The 15,636-nt window shown below is 69.9% G+C and carries 12 protein-coding genes; 9 read left to right on the forward strand and 3 right to left on the reverse strand.

The features are described 5' to 3' along the window. Positions 1–66 precede the first annotated feature (66 nt). The 3 genes from motB to LXT12_RS14390 are packed head-to-tail and all read left to right on the forward strand — an operon-like array spanning position 67 to position 2,149. Complete coding sequence (gene motB / locus LXT12_RS14380) at positions 67–1,050, forward strand: flagellar motor protein MotB (RefSeq protein WP_233392870.1); 984 nt, start codon at positions 67–69, stop codon at positions 1,048–1,050. A gap of 54 nt (positions 1,051–1,104) precedes the next feature. Then, the gene (cheY, locus tag LXT12_RS14385; protein WP_233392871.1) at positions 1,105–1,497 is read left to right on the forward strand and encodes a chemotaxis response regulator CheY; all 393 of its coding nucleotides are present in this window, start codon (positions 1,105–1,107) and stop codon (positions 1,495–1,497) included. A 13-nt stretch (positions 1,498–1,510) separates the two neighbouring features. Further along, entirely contained in the window at positions 1,511–2,149 is a 639-nt protein-coding gene (locus LXT12_RS14390) for a protein phosphatase CheZ (RefSeq protein ID WP_233392872.1), read from the forward strand. 218 nt (positions 2,150–2,367) lie between these two features. Here the strand turns inward: LXT12_RS14390 and LXT12_RS14395 are convergent, their stop codons facing one another. Further along, positions 2,368–3,138 (reverse strand): substrate-binding periplasmic protein, encoded by a 771-nt coding sequence (locus LXT12_RS14395; RefSeq protein WP_233392873.1) that lies wholly within the window; start codon positions 3,136–3,138, stop codon positions 2,368–2,370. Positions 3,139–3,311: 173 nt separating this feature from the next. Between LXT12_RS14395 and LXT12_RS14400 the strand changes: the two genes are divergently transcribed. The 6 genes from LXT12_RS14400 to LXT12_RS14425 all read left to right on the forward strand — a co-directional run bounded on the left by LXT12_RS14400 (position 3,312) and on the right by LXT12_RS14425 (position 11,395). Then, entirely contained in the window at positions 3,312–4,487 is a 1,176-nt protein-coding gene (locus tag LXT12_RS14400; RefSeq protein ID WP_233392874.1) for an EscU/YscU/HrcU family type III secretion system export apparatus switch protein, read from the forward strand. Positions 4,488–4,593: 106 nt separating this feature from the next. After that, entirely contained in the window at positions 4,594–6,684 is a 2,091-nt protein-coding gene (gene flhA / locus LXT12_RS14405) for a flagellar biosynthesis protein FlhA (RefSeq protein ID WP_233392875.1), read from the forward strand. Then, complete coding sequence (gene flhF, locus LXT12_RS14410) at positions 6,681–8,327, forward strand: flagellar biosynthesis GTPase FlhF (protein WP_233392876.1); 1,647 nt, start codon at positions 6,681–6,683, stop codon at positions 8,325–8,327. The genes flhA and flhF overlap by 4 nt, the downstream gene beginning before the upstream one ends. Before the next feature lie 148 nt (positions 8,328–8,475). Beyond that, entirely contained in the window at positions 8,476–9,252 is a 777-nt protein-coding gene (locus tag LXT12_RS14415; protein WP_233392877.1) for a MinD/ParA family ATP-binding protein, read from the forward strand. 18 nt (positions 9,253–9,270) lie between these two features. After that, positions 9,271–9,984, forward strand: coding sequence for an RNA polymerase sigma factor FliA (locus tag LXT12_RS14420; protein WP_233392878.1), 714 nt, complete (start codon positions 9,271–9,273; stop codon positions 9,982–9,984). Positions 9,985–10,048: 64 nt separating this feature from the next. Next, the gene (locus LXT12_RS14425) at positions 10,049–11,395 is read left to right on the forward strand and encodes a methyl-accepting chemotaxis protein (protein WP_233392879.1); all 1,347 of its coding nucleotides are present in this window, start codon (positions 10,049–10,051) and stop codon (positions 11,393–11,395) included. A gap of 167 nt (positions 11,396–11,562) precedes the next feature. Here the strand turns inward: LXT12_RS14425 and LXT12_RS14430 are convergent, their stop codons facing one another. Further along, entirely contained in the window at positions 11,563–13,410 is a 1,848-nt protein-coding gene (locus tag LXT12_RS14430) for a GGDEF domain-containing protein (protein ID WP_233392880.1), read from the reverse strand. A gap of 3 nt (positions 13,411–13,413) precedes the next feature. After that, positions 13,414–15,633, reverse strand: coding sequence for a putative bifunctional diguanylate cyclase/phosphodiesterase (locus LXT12_RS14435; protein WP_233392881.1), 2,220 nt, complete (start codon positions 15,631–15,633; stop codon positions 13,414–13,416). Between the last annotated feature and the right edge of the window lie 3 nt (positions 15,634–15,636).

Below are 15,636 nucleotides of genomic sequence, written 5' to 3' on the forward strand. Positions count from 1 at the left end.
AGAGGCCCGGACTTCTCTGTGCCTCTGTGCCTCTGTGGCTGTGTTCTTTAGCCATAGGAGAACGCCATGGCTGGTGATGCGAAAAAGCTCCAGCCCATCATCATCAAGAAGGTGAAGAAGGGCGGCCACGCGGCGCATGGCGGCGCGTGGAAGATCGCCTATGCCGACTTCGTGACGGCCATGATGGCCTTCTTCCTGCTGATGTGGCTGCTCGGCTCCACGACGGAGGGCGACAAGAAGGGCATCGCCGAGTTCTTCCAGTCGCCGCTCAAGGTCGCCATGCTCGGCGGCTCGGGCTCGGGCGATTCGTCCAGCATCGTGCGCGGCGGCGGCAAGGACCTCACCCGCGAGACCGGCCAGGTCAAGGAAGGCGACAGCGCCGCCAAGCGCGCCAGCTACACGCTGCGGGCGCTGAAGGAAGAGCAGCGGCGCGCCGAGAAATCGCGTCTGGAGCAGCTCAAGACCAAGGTCGAGGAAGTGCTGTCCGAGAACCCCAAGCTCGCCGCCCTGGGCGGCCAGATCCGCCTGGACATGACCAAGGAAGGCCTGCGCATCCAGATCGTCGACGAGGGCAACCGCCCCATGTTCGACAGCGGCAGCGCGGTCGTGAAGCCCTATATGCGCGAGCTGCTGCGTGAACTCGGCAACGTGCTGACCGAGGTGCCCAACCGCCTCACCATCGAAGGCCATACCGACGCGCAGCCCTTCTCCGCGGGCGACAAGGGCTACAGCAATTGGGAGCTGTCCGCGGACCGCGCCAACGCCTCGCGCCGCGAACTGGTGGCCGGCGGCCTGCCCGAGGCCCGCATGCTGCGCGTGCAGGGCCTGGCGGCCAGCAAGCTGCTCGACGCCAAGGAACCCAACAGCCCCCTGAACCGGCGCATCAGCATCATCGTGATGAACCGTGATGCCGAGGACGCCGTGCTCAAGAACCTGCCCGACGAGCCCGAGGGCGAGGCCGAGCCGGCCCAGCCCGCGGCTGCCAGCGCCACGCAAGTGCCGCCCAGCGGCAAAATGCCGCAAACTCAGTCGCAGGCGCCGGCTCGCTAGAAACTAGACTGCGGGCTGACCCCTGAATCCTGCCCGCCGAGAAAGAGGATCGCCATGAGCGCTGACATGAAATTCCTGGTCGTCGACGACTTCTCCACCATGCGCCGCATCGTGCGCGGCCTGCTCAAGGAAATCGGCTACAACAACTGCGAAGAAGCCGAAGACGGCGTCGAAGCGCTGAACATGCTCAAGGGCTCCAAGTTCGACTTCGTCGTGAGCGACATCAACATGCCCAACATGACGGGCTTCGAGCTGCTGAAGGCCATCAAGGCGGATGCCAACCTCAAGCACCTGCCGGTGCTGATGGTGACCGCCGAGGCCCGCAAGGAAGACATCGTGCTGGCCGCCCAGTCGGGCGCAGCCGGCTACATCGTCAAGCCCTTCACCAAGGCCACGCTGGAAGAAAAGGTCCAGAAGATCATGCAGAAGCTGGCCGCTGCGGCCTGACGGGAGCGGCGCCATGTCCATCGAACAACTGGCCAAACTGAGCACCGTCGGCACCGACCCGCTGATCGTCTCGCCCGAGGTCTTCCAGCAACTGGGCACCATCACCCGGGTGCTGCACGACACCATGCAGCAGCTCGGCGTGATGCCCAAGCTGCAGGTGGCGACCGACGGCCTGCCCGACGCCCGCAGCCGCCTGAGCTACATCGCCACCAAGACGGCCGCCGCGGCCGAGAAGGTGCTGAACTCCGTCGACCAGGCCAAGGCCGAGCATGCCGGCATCAGCCAGGCGACGCGCGACATGGCCGCGGCCATCGTGGCCGACCCGGTGCGCGCCGTCGCCAGCGGTGCCGTCATGAACTTCGTCAAGGACGTCGAGAGCCGCACCGCGCGCATCGACGCCCACCTGACCGACATCATGCTGGCCCAGGACTTCCACGACCTGACCGGCCAGGTCGTCGCCAAGGTCGTGACCCTGGCCAACGACCTCGAAGACAGCCTTGTCAAGCTGCTGGTGCAGGTCGTGCCGCCCGAGCAGCGCGAGAAGGTCGACCCCAACATCCTCCAGGGCCCGGTCGTGAACCCGGAAGGCCGCACCGACGTGGTCGCCGACCAGGGCGAGGTGGACGACCTGCTGGCCAGCCTGGGTTTCTGAACCCGTCCGCGTGCTGAAGAGCCGGCCTCGCGCCGGCTCTTTGCATTCCGTCATCGGCATTCGCGGCTCAAAGGCAACCACAGAGGCGCGGAGGCACAGAGGAAACATAGAGCTTTTGTCTCTGTGGCTCTGTGCCTCTGTGGTTGCGTTTGCGCATTCGGTTCATGCGTCGCAGTCGCCGCGAATGCGGCATGGACAACCGAGAAGCAAGATCGGCGTCAGTCGCCCTGCACCTCGGGCAGCAGCTCCCGGATCGCCTTGTTGATGCGGTCCATCACCTGGGGCGTGACCTGCTGTGAGCAGGCCAGGTAGCGCAGCTGCCCTCGCGGCATGTCGGCGAACTCGATGCGCACCAGCGGCAGCGGTGCGAACTCCGCGTCCTTGCGCAGCCAGGCGAGGTCCTCCTCGTCGATCAGCATGTAGTCCACGCGGCGCGCCGCCACCATTCGAGCCAGTTGCAGCGGCGTGAGCTGGGCGCGCACGGCGGGACGGGCGGTGGCCGAGAGCGCCTGGTCGAGCTGCTCGCCGTAGGACACGCCGTCCAGCAGCCCCGGCTGCAGGCTGGGGTCGGCGAACAGCTGGGCCAGCCGCGGCATGGCGCGGATCTCCGGCGCGATGGCCGCGTGGGCCAGCACGACGTGGGGCCGGTCGCGGTGGATGGGCAGCGAGAAGCGGGCGTAGGCCTCCCGTTCCGGAATCTTGTACAGGCCCGGCGAGCACAGCGCCGTCTGGTTGCCTTGCAGGTTCAGCAGCGTGCGGCGGATGGGCACCTCGGCGTAGCGCGCCTCGATGCCGGCGCGCTTGAGCAGCTTGACGGTGCGCTCGATCAGGAAGCCAGCGGGTCGGCCGGCCTCGGTGTAGCTGTAGGGCGGCTTGTCGCGGTACTCGATGGCGAGCGGCGCGCCCGCCTGCGCACGCACGCCGCCGACGCCGCAAGCCGCGCAAAGTGCGGCTGTCAGCGCGATCAGGCGGGCAGGGGCGAAGGCCATGGATGCAGATTACCGCCGCACGGCGGCCGCTTGCCACCACGGAGGCGGCATTCCTGCACGCCGGACGGGCCGAGCGGCGCCGTGGCCCGGAATTGGCCGCCGAGCAACCCGCTTTTCCCGCTCAAGTTCGGCGGTCGGCCTCGAACAATGCGAGCCAGCGCTGCAGCACCGCCATGGCCGACCACGACGCACAGGACCGCAACTTACCCGCCTCGCCCAAGAAGATCGAGAGATCGCGGGCCGAGGGCCAGTTGCCGCGCTCGCGCGACCTGCCGCATTTCGCGATGATGGTCGCCGGAGGGGCCGTGCTGGCCGTAGGTGGCCCCCAGATCGTCGAGAAGCTGCGCCAGACGCTGGTCGCCGGCCTGCACTTCGATGCCCGTCAGCTCGCCAGGAGCGGCTTCATGGCCGAACGCCTCGTCGAGATGACCCTGGCCTTCGCTGCCGTCGCCGGCCCGATCACCGTGTTGCTGATGATGGTGGGCGTCGCGGCCAACTTGGCCAGCGGGGGCTGGAACTGGACGATGAAGCCCCTGGCGCCCAAGTTCTCGCACATGAACCCGATCGCGGGGCTGGGGCGGCTGTTCACCGGCCAGGGCTTCGGCACGGCGCTCAAGGCCGTACTGCTGGCCCTGGTGCTGGGCAGCGTCGGCGCCCTGGTGCTCAAGGACCGCCTGGAGGCCTTCGTCGGCATCATGTCGGTGCCCCTGCCGTCGGCCCTGGCCTATGCCGGCCAGCAGCTGATGGGCGGCCTCGGGCTGCTGGCCGTGGCGCTGGCGTTTTTCGCCGCCATCGACGTGCCGCTGCAGCGCCAGCTCTGGCTGCGCCGGCTGCGCATGAGCCGCGAGGAGGCCAAGCAGGAGCTCAAGGAGGTCGAAGGCAACCTCGAGGTCAAGGCCAAAATGCGCGCCCGCATGCGCGAGATGGCCAAGCGCCGCATGCTCGCCGCCGTGCCCCAGGCCGACCTCGTCGTCATGAACCCGACTCACTATGCCGTGGCGCTGAAGTACGAGGAAGGCAAGATGGCCGCGCCCAAGGTTGTCGCCAAGGGGGCCGACCTGCTGGCCATGAAGATCCGCGACCTGGCCAAGGAGAGCAAGGTCCCGGTGCTGCAGCAGCCGGTGCTGGCCCGTGCCCTCTATGCCCACGCCAAGCTCGACCACGAGATCCCCGCCGCGCTGTTCGGCGCCGTGGCGCAGGTGCTGGCCTACGTCTACCAGCTGCGCGCCGCCCTGGCCTCGCGCCATGCGCCGCGCCCCGACATGCCCAAGCCGCATGTGCCGCCGGAGCTCGATCCGCACAACAAGCCGGGCTGGGCGCCCGAGCCCGAGGAAGACTTCACGGAGTGAGCGTGACGGGCGGCGGCGGGCGAGAACAGCCCGGTTTTCACGCCCTTTCTCCGGCTCAAGTCTCGCGAGCCGCCAAGAAGAATGCGGCTGAGACCCGATCTGCCGCATGAACCAGCTCACCGCCAAACTCCAAGCCCTGCTCGGTCCGCGTGCCGGCGTCATCGCTGCGCTCGGCGCGCCCATCGCGGTACTGCTGGTGCTGTCGATGATGGTGCTGCCGCTGCCGCCCTTCGTGCTGGACCTGCTGTTCACCTTCAACATCGCCATGGCGGTGATGGTCATGATGGTGGCGGCCCACATGATCAAGCCGCTGGACTTCGCGGCCTTCCCGACGGTGCTGCTGTTGACGACGCTGATGCGGCTGTCGCTGAACGTGGCCTCCACGCGCGTCGTGCTGCTGCAGGGCCACACCGGCACCGGCGCGGCGGGCAAGGTCATTGAGAGCTTCGGCCACTTCCTGATCGGCGGCAACTTCGCCGTCGGCCTCATCGTCTTCGCCATCCTCGTCGTCATCAACTTCATCGTGGTGACCAAGGGCGCCGAGCGCATCGCCGAGGTCGGCGCGCGCTTCACCCTGGATGCGATGCCCGGCAAGCAGATGGCGGTGGACGCCGACCTGAACGCCGGCCTGATCAACGAGGCCGAGGCCAAGCGCCGCCGCGCCGAACTGGGCGACGAAGCGGACTTCTTCGGCTCCATGGACGGTGCCAGCAAGTTCGTTCGCGGCGACGCCGTGGCCGGCATGCTCATCCTGGCGATCAACATCGTCGGCGGCTTCGTCATCGGCGTGGCCCAGCACGGCCTGTCGGCCGGGCAGGCGGCCGACAGCTACATCCTGCTGGCCGTCGGCGACGCCCTCGTCGCCCAGGTGCCGGCCTTGCTGATCTCGGTGGCCGCCGCCATGGTGGTGTCGCGCGTGGGCACGGACAAGGACATCGGCAGCCAGATCGGCAAGCAGGTCTTCGGCTCGGCCAAGAGCATCGCCATCACGGCCGCCGTCATCGGGGCCCTCGGCCTGATCCCGGGCATGCCGCACATCGTCTTCCTGCTCATCGCCAGCGGCATGGGCTATCTGGCCTGGTGGCTGCGCAGCAAGGAGCAGGCCCTGGAGGCCGCCAAGGCCGTCAAGCCCATCATGCCGCCCAGCGAGGGCTCGGCCGAGGCGAGCTGGGAGGACCTGGTGCCCGTCGACACCCTGGGCCTGGAGGTGGGCTACCGCCTCATCACCCTGGTGGACAAGACCAAGGAGGGCGACCTGCTCTCGCGCATCAAGGGCGTGCGACGCAAGTTCGCCCAGGAGGTCGGCTTCCTGCCGCCGCCGGTGCACATCCGCGACAACCTCGAGCTGCGCCCGAGCCAGTACCGCATCTCGCTGCGCGGCGCCGTCGTCGGCGAGGCCGAGGCCTACCCGGGCATGTGGCTGGCCATCAACCCTGGCCATGCCACGCAGAAGCTCATCGGCACGGCGACGACCGACCCCGCCTTCGGCCTGCCGGCGGTGTGGATCGACGAGCGCCACAAGGAGATGGCCCAAATGAGCGGGTTTACGGTGGTTGATTGCTCGACCGTCGTGGCCACCCACCTCTCACACTTGATGCAAGTGCACGCGGCCAAGTTGTTGGGCCGCGTGGAGACGCAGGCCCTGGTGGAACACCTCACCAAGCAGGCGCCGCAATTGATCGAAGACGTGATTCCCAAGATGGTCAGCATCGCCACCCTGCAACGCGTGCTCCAGCTGCTGCTGGAGGAGGGCGTGCACGTGCGCGACATGCGCTCCATCGTCGAATGCCTGGCCGAGAACGCGCCCACGGCGACCGACCCGCAGGAGCTGGCCCGCCGCATCCGCACCCACATCGCGCCGGCCATCGTGCAGCAGATCTACGGCAGCACCAAGGAGCTGGACGTCATCGCGCTGGAGCCCGAACTCGAGCGCCTGGTCACCCAGGCGCTCAACTCGCCGCACGGCGCGGCCCTGGACCCGGGCGTAGCCGACACCCTGGCCCGCAGCGCCGCCGAGACGGCCCAGAAGCAGGAAGACCGCGGCGTGCCTGCGACGCTGCTGGTGCCCGACCTGATCCGCGCGCCCATGGCCCGGCTGCTAAAGCGCGCCGCGCCCCGCCTGAAGGTGCTCGGCCACAGCGAGATTCCTGAGACCCACACCATCCGCATCGGCTCCATCATCGGAGGCACAGCATGAATGTCCGTAAGTTCACCGCGAGGACGTCCCGCGAGGCCCTCGCCCTCGTCAAGCAGGCCTTCGGCCCCGACGCGGTCGTGCTGTCCAACAAGTCCGTGCCGGAAGGCGTGGAGGTGCTGGCGATGGCTCCCGAAGGCATGGGCCAGATCGAGCAGATGGCCGCCACCGCGCCGCGCGCGGCGGCCCGCCCGCCCGTGCAGCCGGCCGCCCAGCCGCAGCGCGCGAGCCTGGCCGAGCGCGCCCAGCGCCAGGAGCCGAGCTTCGGCGCCCCCGAGGTGCGCCAGGACGTGGAGCAACTGGCCATGAGCACGCTGAGCTTCCAGGACTATGTTCGCGAGCGCGTGCTGCGCCGCCGCCAGGCCGAGATGAACGGCCAGCCCGACCCGCTGCTGGCCGCCCCCGCGGCGCCGTCCGCGCCGCTGGCCCCGCAGCAGCCGCCGGTCGCCGCCCTGGACGCCGCGCGCGCCCAGCGCGAGCGCCGCGCCGCCGAAGCCATGGCCGCCCTGGCACCCAAGCGTGCCGCCGCGCCGGCCCAGCCCCAGCCCCGCCCCGCGCCGCCGGTGCTGCGCGACGAGATCCGCATCCCGCCCGCCGTGGCCCAGCGCGCCGTGCCCCAGCTCGGCGACGTCGCCATGCCCGAGCCGCTGCCCCTGCCCGGCCAGCCCAGCGCCAGCCAGCGCAGCCAGATGGACATGGCGGCCGAACTGCGCCAGATGCGCGGCCTGATCGAGGAGCGCTTCTCCTCGCTGGCCTTCATGGAGAAGCTGCAGCGCCAGCCCGTGCAGGCCCGCCTGACCCAGAAGCTGCTCGAACTAGGCTTCAGCCCCGCCCTCGTGCGCAAGCTGGCCGAGAGCTGCCCGTCGGACTTCCGTGCCGGCTCGCCGACCGACCCCGCCGACGAGACCGCCTGGGCCGCCCACGTGCTGTCCCGCAACCTGCAGACCGACGAGGCCGCCCCGGCCATCGAGGACCGTGGCGGCGTGTTCGCCCTGATCGGCTCCACCGGCGTCGGCAAGACCACGACCACCGCCAAGCTGGCCGCCCACTTCGCCACCAAGTACGGCGCCGGCCAGCTCGGCCTGATCACGCTGGACGCCTACCGCATCGGCGCCCACGAACAGCTGCGCGCCTACGGCCGCATCCTCGGCGTGCCGGTGCACACCGCGCACGACCGCGCCTCGCTCGACGACCTGCTCGACCTGCTGTCCAGCAAGAAGCTGGTGCTCATCGACACCGCTGGCATGGCGCAGCGCGACAGCCGCACCCAGGAGCTGCTGGAGATGCTGGCCCACCCGAGCATCAAGAAGCTGCTCGTCATCAATGCCGCCCAGCAGGGCGAGACCATCGAGGACGTGGTGGCGGCCTGGAAGGGCGCGGCCTGCGAGGGCGTGGTGCTCAGCAAGATCGACGAAGCCGTCAAGCTCGCTCCAGCGCTGGACACCCTCATCCGCCACAAACTCAAGGTGCTGGGCGTGGCCAACGGCCAGCGCGTGCCGGAAGACTGGCACCGCCTGCCCAGCACGGCCCTCGTGCAGCGGGCGCTCAAGGGTGCCGCCTCGGGTGCCTGGCGCATGGACAACACCGACGTGAACCTCATCTTCGCTGGCGCGCCGCTCAGCGACGGCACGAGGGCCATCCACTGATGACGCACACCACATGTGTATTGAGCGGGCCGAGCGCCGGGCCGCTCCCATGCCGGCCCGCCTTGGCGATGTGCTTGCGGCTCAATGCCGCAAGCATCGCCGTCCCCGCGGGGGACCGGCCAAGGTACTCCTTGGACGAGGGGCAGACATGATGGATCAAGCCCACGGCCTGCGGCGGCTCTTCGCCGCCTCCAAGGCCCGCTTCGTGCCGGTCGTCAGCAATCCGCGCGTCATGGGCGCCGGCGTGCTGCTCGAGGGCCTGTGCGCCGCCTTCGGCGAACTGGGCCTGCACACGCTGGTGGTGGATGCCGGCGAGCTTTCGCCCCAGCCCTCGGAGCTGGCCCAGGTCGACCTGTCCAACTGCGTGGAGCGCCTGTCGCCGCGGGTGTCCTACCTGGCGGCGCGCGGCCTGCCGCTGCGCTACATCAACGCCAACGGCTCGGCCGCTGCTTTCCTGGAGGCCGTCGCCGACGCCGCGCCCCAGGCCGACGTCATCCTGCTGCACGCGCCGGCGGCCGAACTGGCCCGGGTCGTCGCCCTGCGCGAGGTGCGCCCGCTGCTGCTGGCCGACACCGAGCCGGCCAGCGTCACCGAAGCCTACGCCGGCATGAAATGGCTCACACAACGGGCCGGGCTGATGGTCTACAGTCTGCTGATGGCCTGCCACCCTCAGTTGCGCGTGGCCACCCGCATCGCGCAACAGCTGCACTCCTGCGCCGACGGCTTCCTCGGCGCGGTGCTGCGCGATTGGGCCTGCCTGGACCCCCGCACCGCCCACCACGCGCCGCTCACGCCCGAGCTGCGCCACCTCGCCCGCGAGCTGTTGCTCGCCGCGCCCCCCGGAGCGGCCCTCGAAGCCGCCTCCGACGCGACCCCGCTGCGCCCGGCGCGCACGGTGTCCTCCCCCTTCCTCGCAGCACACTGACCCCGCCGGGAGTTCACGATGTACACGCCCAAAGGCCGCCTCGACAACAGCACGCTGATCAAGCAATACAGCCCGCTGGTGCGACGCCTGGCGCACCAGATGATCGCCAAGCTGCCGGCCAACGTGGAGGTGGACGACCTCATCCAGGTCGGCCTGATCGGCCTGACCGACGCGCTGTCGCGCTTCGATGCCGAGCAGGGCGTGCAGTTCGAGACCTTCGCCACCCAGCGCATCCGCGGCGCCATGCTCGACGAGCTGCGCGGCGGCGACTGGATGAGCCGCGGCACCCGGCGCCAGCAGCGCGAGATCGAGGTGGCGGTGCACAAGGTCGAGCAGCGCCTGGGCCGCGCGCCGACCGAGACAGAGATCGCCGCCGAGATGGGCCTGCCGCTGGCCGAGTACCAGGAATTGCTGTCAAAAGTACGCGGCACCCAGCTCGTGTACCTGGAGGACATGTCGGGCGACGACGGCGACGACGACTACCTCGACCGCCACGTCGCCGACGAGGCCAGCAACCCCATGGCCCGGCTGCAGGACCACCGCATGCGCGAGGCGCTGGTGGCCGCCATCAAGAACCTGCCCGAGCGCGAGCAGTTCGTGATGAGCATGTATTACGAGCACGACATGAATCTCAAGGAGATCGCGGCCGTGCTCAAGGTCACGGAGTCCCGGGTCTGCCAATTGCACAGTCAATCCATCGCAAGGTTGCGCGTTAAGCTGCGCGACTGGTGAATTAGCTGGGCGGATCTCCTGCGAAAAGAGGTCGGTCCCAGGCCATAACGAGGGGGACAAGTGCATGTTCAGATGGCCCAAGCCTGCAGGCTCGCCTTCCACCGTTGCGCGGGAGGAGCCTTCGCGGCGTGACGACAGCGCTGCCCTGAACGTCGTCAAACGGTTGTCGCGCTCGATCTCGACGGTCGGCAAGGACGCCGCCGAGGTGCGCGGGGCCCTGGAAGACACCCAGCGCGTCGTCCAGGCGCAAGGCCAGGCCATGCAGGCGCTGGCCCAGCAGCTCGACCACATCGGGCAGGCCCAGGCCGCCATCGCCACCGCCACGGCCGAGAGCGCCGCGGCGGTCCAGCGCGCCCGCGGCGCCCTCGGCACCGTCGGCAGCGAGGTCTCCGGCATGGCGACGACCCTGGCCCAGGTCTCCGAGGCCGCAGCCGAGATCACCAAGATCTCGCTGCAGACCCGCCTCGTGGCCTTCAACGCCGCCGTCGAGGCCAAGCATGCCGGCGACGCCGGCCGCGGCTTTGCCGTCGTGGCCGAAGCCGTCAAGGCCCTGGCCGGCCAGGTCGAGGCCTCGTCCAAGGCCATCGTCACCGCCATCGCGACGCTGCAGGACCGCATCGACCGCTTCAGCGCCGAGCTGACCGAGAACGCCGCCAGGCCGAGCCAGATCCACGCCGCTTTCCACGAGGTCGAGGAGGACGTCCAGCGCATCTCCAGGTCGGCCGCCGAGAGCGGCCAGCAGATGAGCGTGCTCAATGAACGCGCCCATGAACTGGAGCGCGAGGTGCTGCAGGCGACCCACGGGCTCAAGGTTGCCTTCGACGGCAGCGACCGTTTCCTGCGCATGTCGGAGGAACTGGTCGAGCAGATCGCCGAGAGCGGCGTGGAGGTCGACGACATGGCCTTCATCCGCGCCGCCCAGGAAGCGGCCGGTGAAGTGGCGGCGCTGCTGGAAGGCGCGCTGCGCGACGGCCAGATCAGCGAGGCCGACCTGTTCGACGAGAACTACCGGCCCATCGAGGGCACGTCGCCGCAGCAGCACACCACGCGCTTCTGTGCGCTGACCGACCGCGTGCTGCCGAGCGTGCAGGAGAAGATGCTGGGCTTCAGCGACAAGGTGGTGTTCTGCATCGCCGCCGACCGCAACGGCTACATCGCCACCCACAACCGCAAATACTGCCAGCCCCAGCGTCCGGGCGACACGGTCTGGAACACGGCCAACAGCCGCTACCGGCGCATCTTCAATGACCGCACCGGCCTGGCCTCGGCGCGCAATACGCGGCCTTTCCTGCTGCAGACCTACCGCCGCGACATGGGCGGTGGCCGTTTCGTCGTGCTGAAGGAAGTGGCGGCGCCCATCACGGTGGCGGGCCGCCACTGGGGCGGCCTGCGCATGGCGTTCAATTTTTAGCCCCTCGTCCAGCCGCACACGCTGAACGCCGTGCGGCTGGCCGGTCCCCCTAGGGGACGGCGATGCTTGCGGCCTCGAGCCGCAAGCACATCGCCAAGCGGGCCGGCTCGGGAGCGGCCCAGCGCTCGGCCCGCGTCAGCCCTTCAGTCGCTGAGCAACCGCCGTGTTCACTCCGCGACGCACGCCCGGTTCTTGCCCGTGTGCTTGGCCTCGTACAGGGCCACGTCGGCGCGGTCGAGTGCGGCTTCGAGCGTCTCGCCGGGCCGGTAGAGGGTGACGCCGGCCGAGAAGGTGACGAACACGTCCTTGCCCTCGTGGTTGAAGAGGGCGGCCGACAGCGAGCGCTGCAGGCGCACGAGCACCTGCTGGGCTTCGTCCAGCGGCGTGTCGGGCAGCATCAGCACGAACTCCTCGCCGCCGTAGCGCGCCACCATGTCGCCCGGCCGCAGCGAGGCCTGGGCCCGCTCGGCCAGGGACTTCAGCGCGATGTCGCCGGCGTGGTGGCCGAGGCTGTCGTTGAGCTTCTTGAAGTTGTCGATGTCCAGCAGGGCCAGGGCGATGCGCGTGGACTCGCGTTCGGCGCGGGACTGCTCGATACCGAAGGCGTTGATGAGGCCGCGGCGATTGGCCACCTGGGTGAGCTGGTCGGTGTGGACCTCGTTGGACAGCCGGCGCAGCTCGGTCTCCAGCTCGTCCACGCGCTGGGTCAGCGCAGCGGCGCGGTCATGTTCCAGCGTCAGGCGGGCCTGGGTCTGGGCGACGAGGCCCTGCACGCTGCGGCTCTCCTCGACCATCTCGCGCACGGTGCCTGCCAGGCTCTCCAGCGAGTCGGCCTGTTCGATGGCCTCGGCATAGCGGCCGACACTGCTCTGGAAGCGGTCGGTGTGCTGGCCCAGCTCGCCCAGTTCGGCCAGCATGCGCTGGATCAGGCCCTTGAGGGCGTCGCGCGCCTTGGAGCGTTCCTCGCGCAGGGCGCGCTGGCGCTCGCGCGTGCCAGCGAGCAGCTCGGAGACGGTGCGCACGCCGCGACCCGACAGGCCCTGGGCCAGGGTGTTGTTCATGGCCTCGGCCTGTCCCCGGGCCCAGGAGTCGTCCTCGGCGAGGTCGACCAGGCTGGCGCTCAGTTCGCGGCACAGGCCGCCGAGCTCGTCGAAGAGGTGGCGGCGGTGGTCCAGCAGATGGCGGGCACGCTGGCACAGGGCGGCCATCTGCGTGGCCCGCGCCGGCGTGGCGCCGCCTTGCTTCAGTTCCGCCTGGGCGGCTTCGATCTCGCGCATCAGCGCGTCGGCCGGCGTGGCTTCGTTTTGCGGCGAGCGCAGGGCATGACGCACGGTGCCCGTCAGTTCGCCGCTGATGTCCTTCCAGGGACCGGTGTCGACGGCTGCCGGCGCGCTCTCGGTCGTGACGCCGCCACCCAGGTCGCCGAAACCGCTGGGCTCGCGGAAGCCCGTGTCCTGGAAGTCGATGTCGGCGAAGAGCTGGCTGGGCGTGCCGCCGTCGGCATCGGTCTCGACCTCGCTGCCCTCGACGTCCTTGTCCCAACTGGCCGCCAGCTGGCCCAGGCGCTTGACGAGCTTGTGGCTGTCGGTGCGCGAGAGCTCCAGGGCGCGGGCGATGCCGTCCTTCTTGCGGGCCAGGGTCCAGTGCCGGCCGCCGCGCTCCAGGCCACGCACCAGCCGCTCGATCGCCTGGGCCAGCGCCTCGGCCTGGGCCGCCGGGCCGGCCACGTCGAGCAGCTTGTCGACCTGACGCTGCAGTTCCTCGTAACGCTGCTCGCGAAGCGCGGCCTGCAGTTCCTGGCGCGCGGTGCCCGAGGGCAGGGCCAGGCTGATCAGGCGCGAGATGAGCTGCTGGGTACGCTCAGGCACGGCGCCGTTCGCCGTGGGCGCCGACTCGCCGCCCGCCTCGATGGCGTAGGCGCGGGCGTAGTTCTCGGGCGTGGGCTCCAGCCGGGCCTGGGCCAGGCGCTGCAATGCGGCCTTGGCCAGCTGTGCCGGGGGCAGTCGGGCCTGCATGGCTCAGCGCTGCCCGCGAGCCAGGTCCGAGCTGCCGTCGGCCTGCGTGATCCAGGGCGCCTTGCGCGGCAGCACGGTCTGAGCGATCCAGCGCTCCAGCTCGTCGGCCGGCAGCGGCTTGCTGAACAGGAAGCCCTGCATCAGCGAGCAGCCCAGGCGGTGCAGCACTTCCATCTGGCGCAGCGTCTCCACGCCCTCGGCGATGACGCGCAGGCCCAGGGCCCGCGCCAGCGCGATGATGGCGGTGACCACGGCCGAGCTCTGGGGCGTGATGCCCAGGTCGCGCACGAAGGTGCGGTCCACCTTGACCTCGGAGATGGGCAGGGTGGTGAGGTAGGCGAGGGAGGAGTAGCCGGTGCCGAAGTCGTCGATGGAGATTTCCACGCCGACTTCGTTGAGACGGTGCAGCGACGGAATGACGTTCTGCAGGTCCTTCATCAGGTTGTTCTCGGTGATCTCGAGCTGGATGGAGCGGTGCGGCACGCCGTAGGCGCTGACGCACTGGTGGATGTGCTCGACGAGATCGGTCCGCTCGAACAGGCGGCTTGGCAGGTTGACGGCGATGGAGTCGGCGAAGCCGAACTGCAGCGACCACAGCTTGGCCTGGCGGGCCGCCTCCTTCAGCGCCCATTCGGACAGGGGCACGATGAGGCCGGTTTCCTCGGCCAGGGGGATGAAATCGGCCGGCGGCACCAGCACGTTGCCGCGCTGCCAGCGCATCAGCGCCTCGGCGCCCACCATGCGGGCGGCGCGCACGTCGATCTTGGGCTGGTAGTGCAGCACGATCTCGTTGCGTTCCAGCGCCTTGTGCAGGGCGCTTTCCAGCTCCAGCTTCTGCTTGCCGTGGCCGGCCAGCTGCGGCGAGTAGACGGCAGAGGCGTTGCGGCCCTGGCTCTTGACCGCGTACATGGCCACGTCGGAGTTGCGCAGCAGGTCGGCCATGGTCTGGCCGTCGCGCGGGTAGAGGGCGATGCCGACGCTGGCCGTGACGAAGCACTCCTGGCCGCCGACGAAGATGGGTTCGCGCAGGGCGTCCAGCACACGCTGGGCGACGCGCTCGGCGTCGCGCTCGTCGGCCACCTCGGGCAGCAGGGCCACGAACTCGTCACCGCCCAGCCGGCCGACGGCCTCCAGGCCGCGATGGCTGCGGTTGCCCAGGCCCTCCAGCACGCCTTCCATGATCTGGTCGGAGTGGCGGACGCAGCTGCGCAGCCGGCGGCCGACTTCGATCAGCAACTCGTCGCCGGCCGCGTGGCCGAGGGTGTCGTTGATGACCTTGAAGCGGTCCAGGTCGATCAGCAGCAGGCCCACCTCGTGGCCGCCGCGGCGGGCGCTCTCGATGGCCCGCTCCACGCGCCAGATCAGCTGGCGGCGGTTGGGCAGGCCGGTGAGGGCGTCGAAATGGGCGAGCTGGCGGATGCGGTCCTCGGCCTGGCGGCGGTCGGTCACGTCCTGCAGGATGCCGGTGTAGCCGTTGACGGCGCCCTGCTCGTTGAACTCGGGCTCGGCCTCGATGTGCACGACGCGCTGGCGGCCGTCCGGCAGCGTCAGCGGCAGGTCGGTGATCAGCACCGAGGTGTGGGCGACGACGTCGCGCAGCAGGCGCAGGAAGACGTGGCGGTCGTCGGCCGGCACCATGCGCAGCACGCCGACGAAGTCGAGCCGGTCCTGCGGGCCGCGGCCGAACACGCGCAGGCCCTCGGCCGAGATGGTGAAGCTGCCCGCCACGCCGCGCCGCCACTCGAAGCTGCCCATGCGGGCCAGATCCTGGGCGCGGGCGAGCTTGGCCTTGCTGCGCTCCAGCTCCAGCCGCGTGCGGGAGCTGCGCAGCAGGTAGCGCAGCCGGCCGTCCAACAGGCTCCACTGCGGCGACTTGACGAAGAAATCCGTGGCGCCGGCCTGGTAGGCGCGGTTGATCGAGGCCTCGTCGTCCAGACCGGTGAGCATGAGCACCGGCAGCGACTCGAAACCCGGGGTGGCGCGCAGCAGGGCGCAGGTCTCGAAGCCGTCGAGTTCGGGCATCAGGGCGTCGAGCACGACGACGTCGGGGGCGCGCGTCGAAAGCTGGGCCAGGGCCTCGCTGCCGCTGGCGGCCTCGGTGACCTCGAAGCCACGCTCCCGCAACGCGGCGGCGGTCAGCAGCAGGTTGACCTCGTCGTCGTCAACCAGCAGCACCCGTGGCCGCGGCGGCAGGTCGTCCAGGGCTTGACCGGTGGGCAGCATGGG

This window comes from Pelomonas caseinilytica (assembly GCF_021353235.1).
In the GTDB taxonomy this organism is placed as follows: Bacteria; Pseudomonadota; Gammaproteobacteria; order Burkholderiales; family Burkholderiaceae_C; genus Pelomonas; species Pelomonas caseinilytica.

What these genes read in the sequence shown, in the direction of transcription:
- LXT12_RS14400 (WP_233392874.1), top strand. Translation starts at nt 3,312, where the DNA reads ATGGCCGACCACGACGCACAGGACCGCAACTTACCCGCCTCGCCCAAG.
- flhF (WP_233392876.1), top strand. Translation starts at nt 6,681, where the DNA reads ATGAATGTCCGTAAGTTCACCGCGAGGACGTCCCGCGAGGCCCTCGCC.
- motB (WP_233392870.1), top strand. Translation starts at nt 67, where the DNA reads ATGGCTGGTGATGCGAAAAAGCTCCAGCCCATCATCATCAAGAAGGTG.
- LXT12_RS14430 (WP_233392880.1), bottom strand. Translation starts at nt 13,410, where the DNA reads ATGCAGGCCCGACTGCCCCCGGCACAGCTGGCCAAGGCCGCATTGCAG.
- LXT12_RS14425 (WP_233392879.1), top strand. Translation starts at nt 10,049, where the DNA reads ATGTTCAGATGGCCCAAGCCTGCAGGCTCGCCTTCCACCGTTGCGCGG.
- LXT12_RS14390 (WP_233392872.1), top strand. Translation starts at nt 1,511, where the DNA reads ATGTCCATCGAACAACTGGCCAAACTGAGCACCGTCGGCACCGACCCG.
- LXT12_RS14395 (WP_233392873.1), bottom strand. Translation starts at nt 3,138, where the DNA reads ATGGCCTTCGCCCCTGCCCGCCTGATCGCGCTGACAGCCGCACTTTGC.
- flhA (WP_233392875.1), top strand. Translation starts at nt 4,594, where the DNA reads ATGAACCAGCTCACCGCCAAACTCCAAGCCCTGCTCGGTCCGCGTGCC.
- LXT12_RS14415 (WP_233392877.1), top strand. Translation starts at nt 8,476, where the DNA reads ATGATGGATCAAGCCCACGGCCTGCGGCGGCTCTTCGCCGCCTCCAAG.
- cheY (WP_233392871.1), top strand. Translation starts at nt 1,105, where the DNA reads ATGAGCGCTGACATGAAATTCCTGGTCGTCGACGACTTCTCCACCATG.
- LXT12_RS14435 (WP_233392881.1), bottom strand. Translation starts at nt 15,633, where the DNA reads ATGCTGCCCACCGGTCAAGCCCTGGACGACCTGCCGCCGCGGCCACGG.
- LXT12_RS14420 (WP_233392878.1), top strand. Translation starts at nt 9,271, where the DNA reads ATGTACACGCCCAAAGGCCGCCTCGACAACAGCACGCTGATCAAGCAA.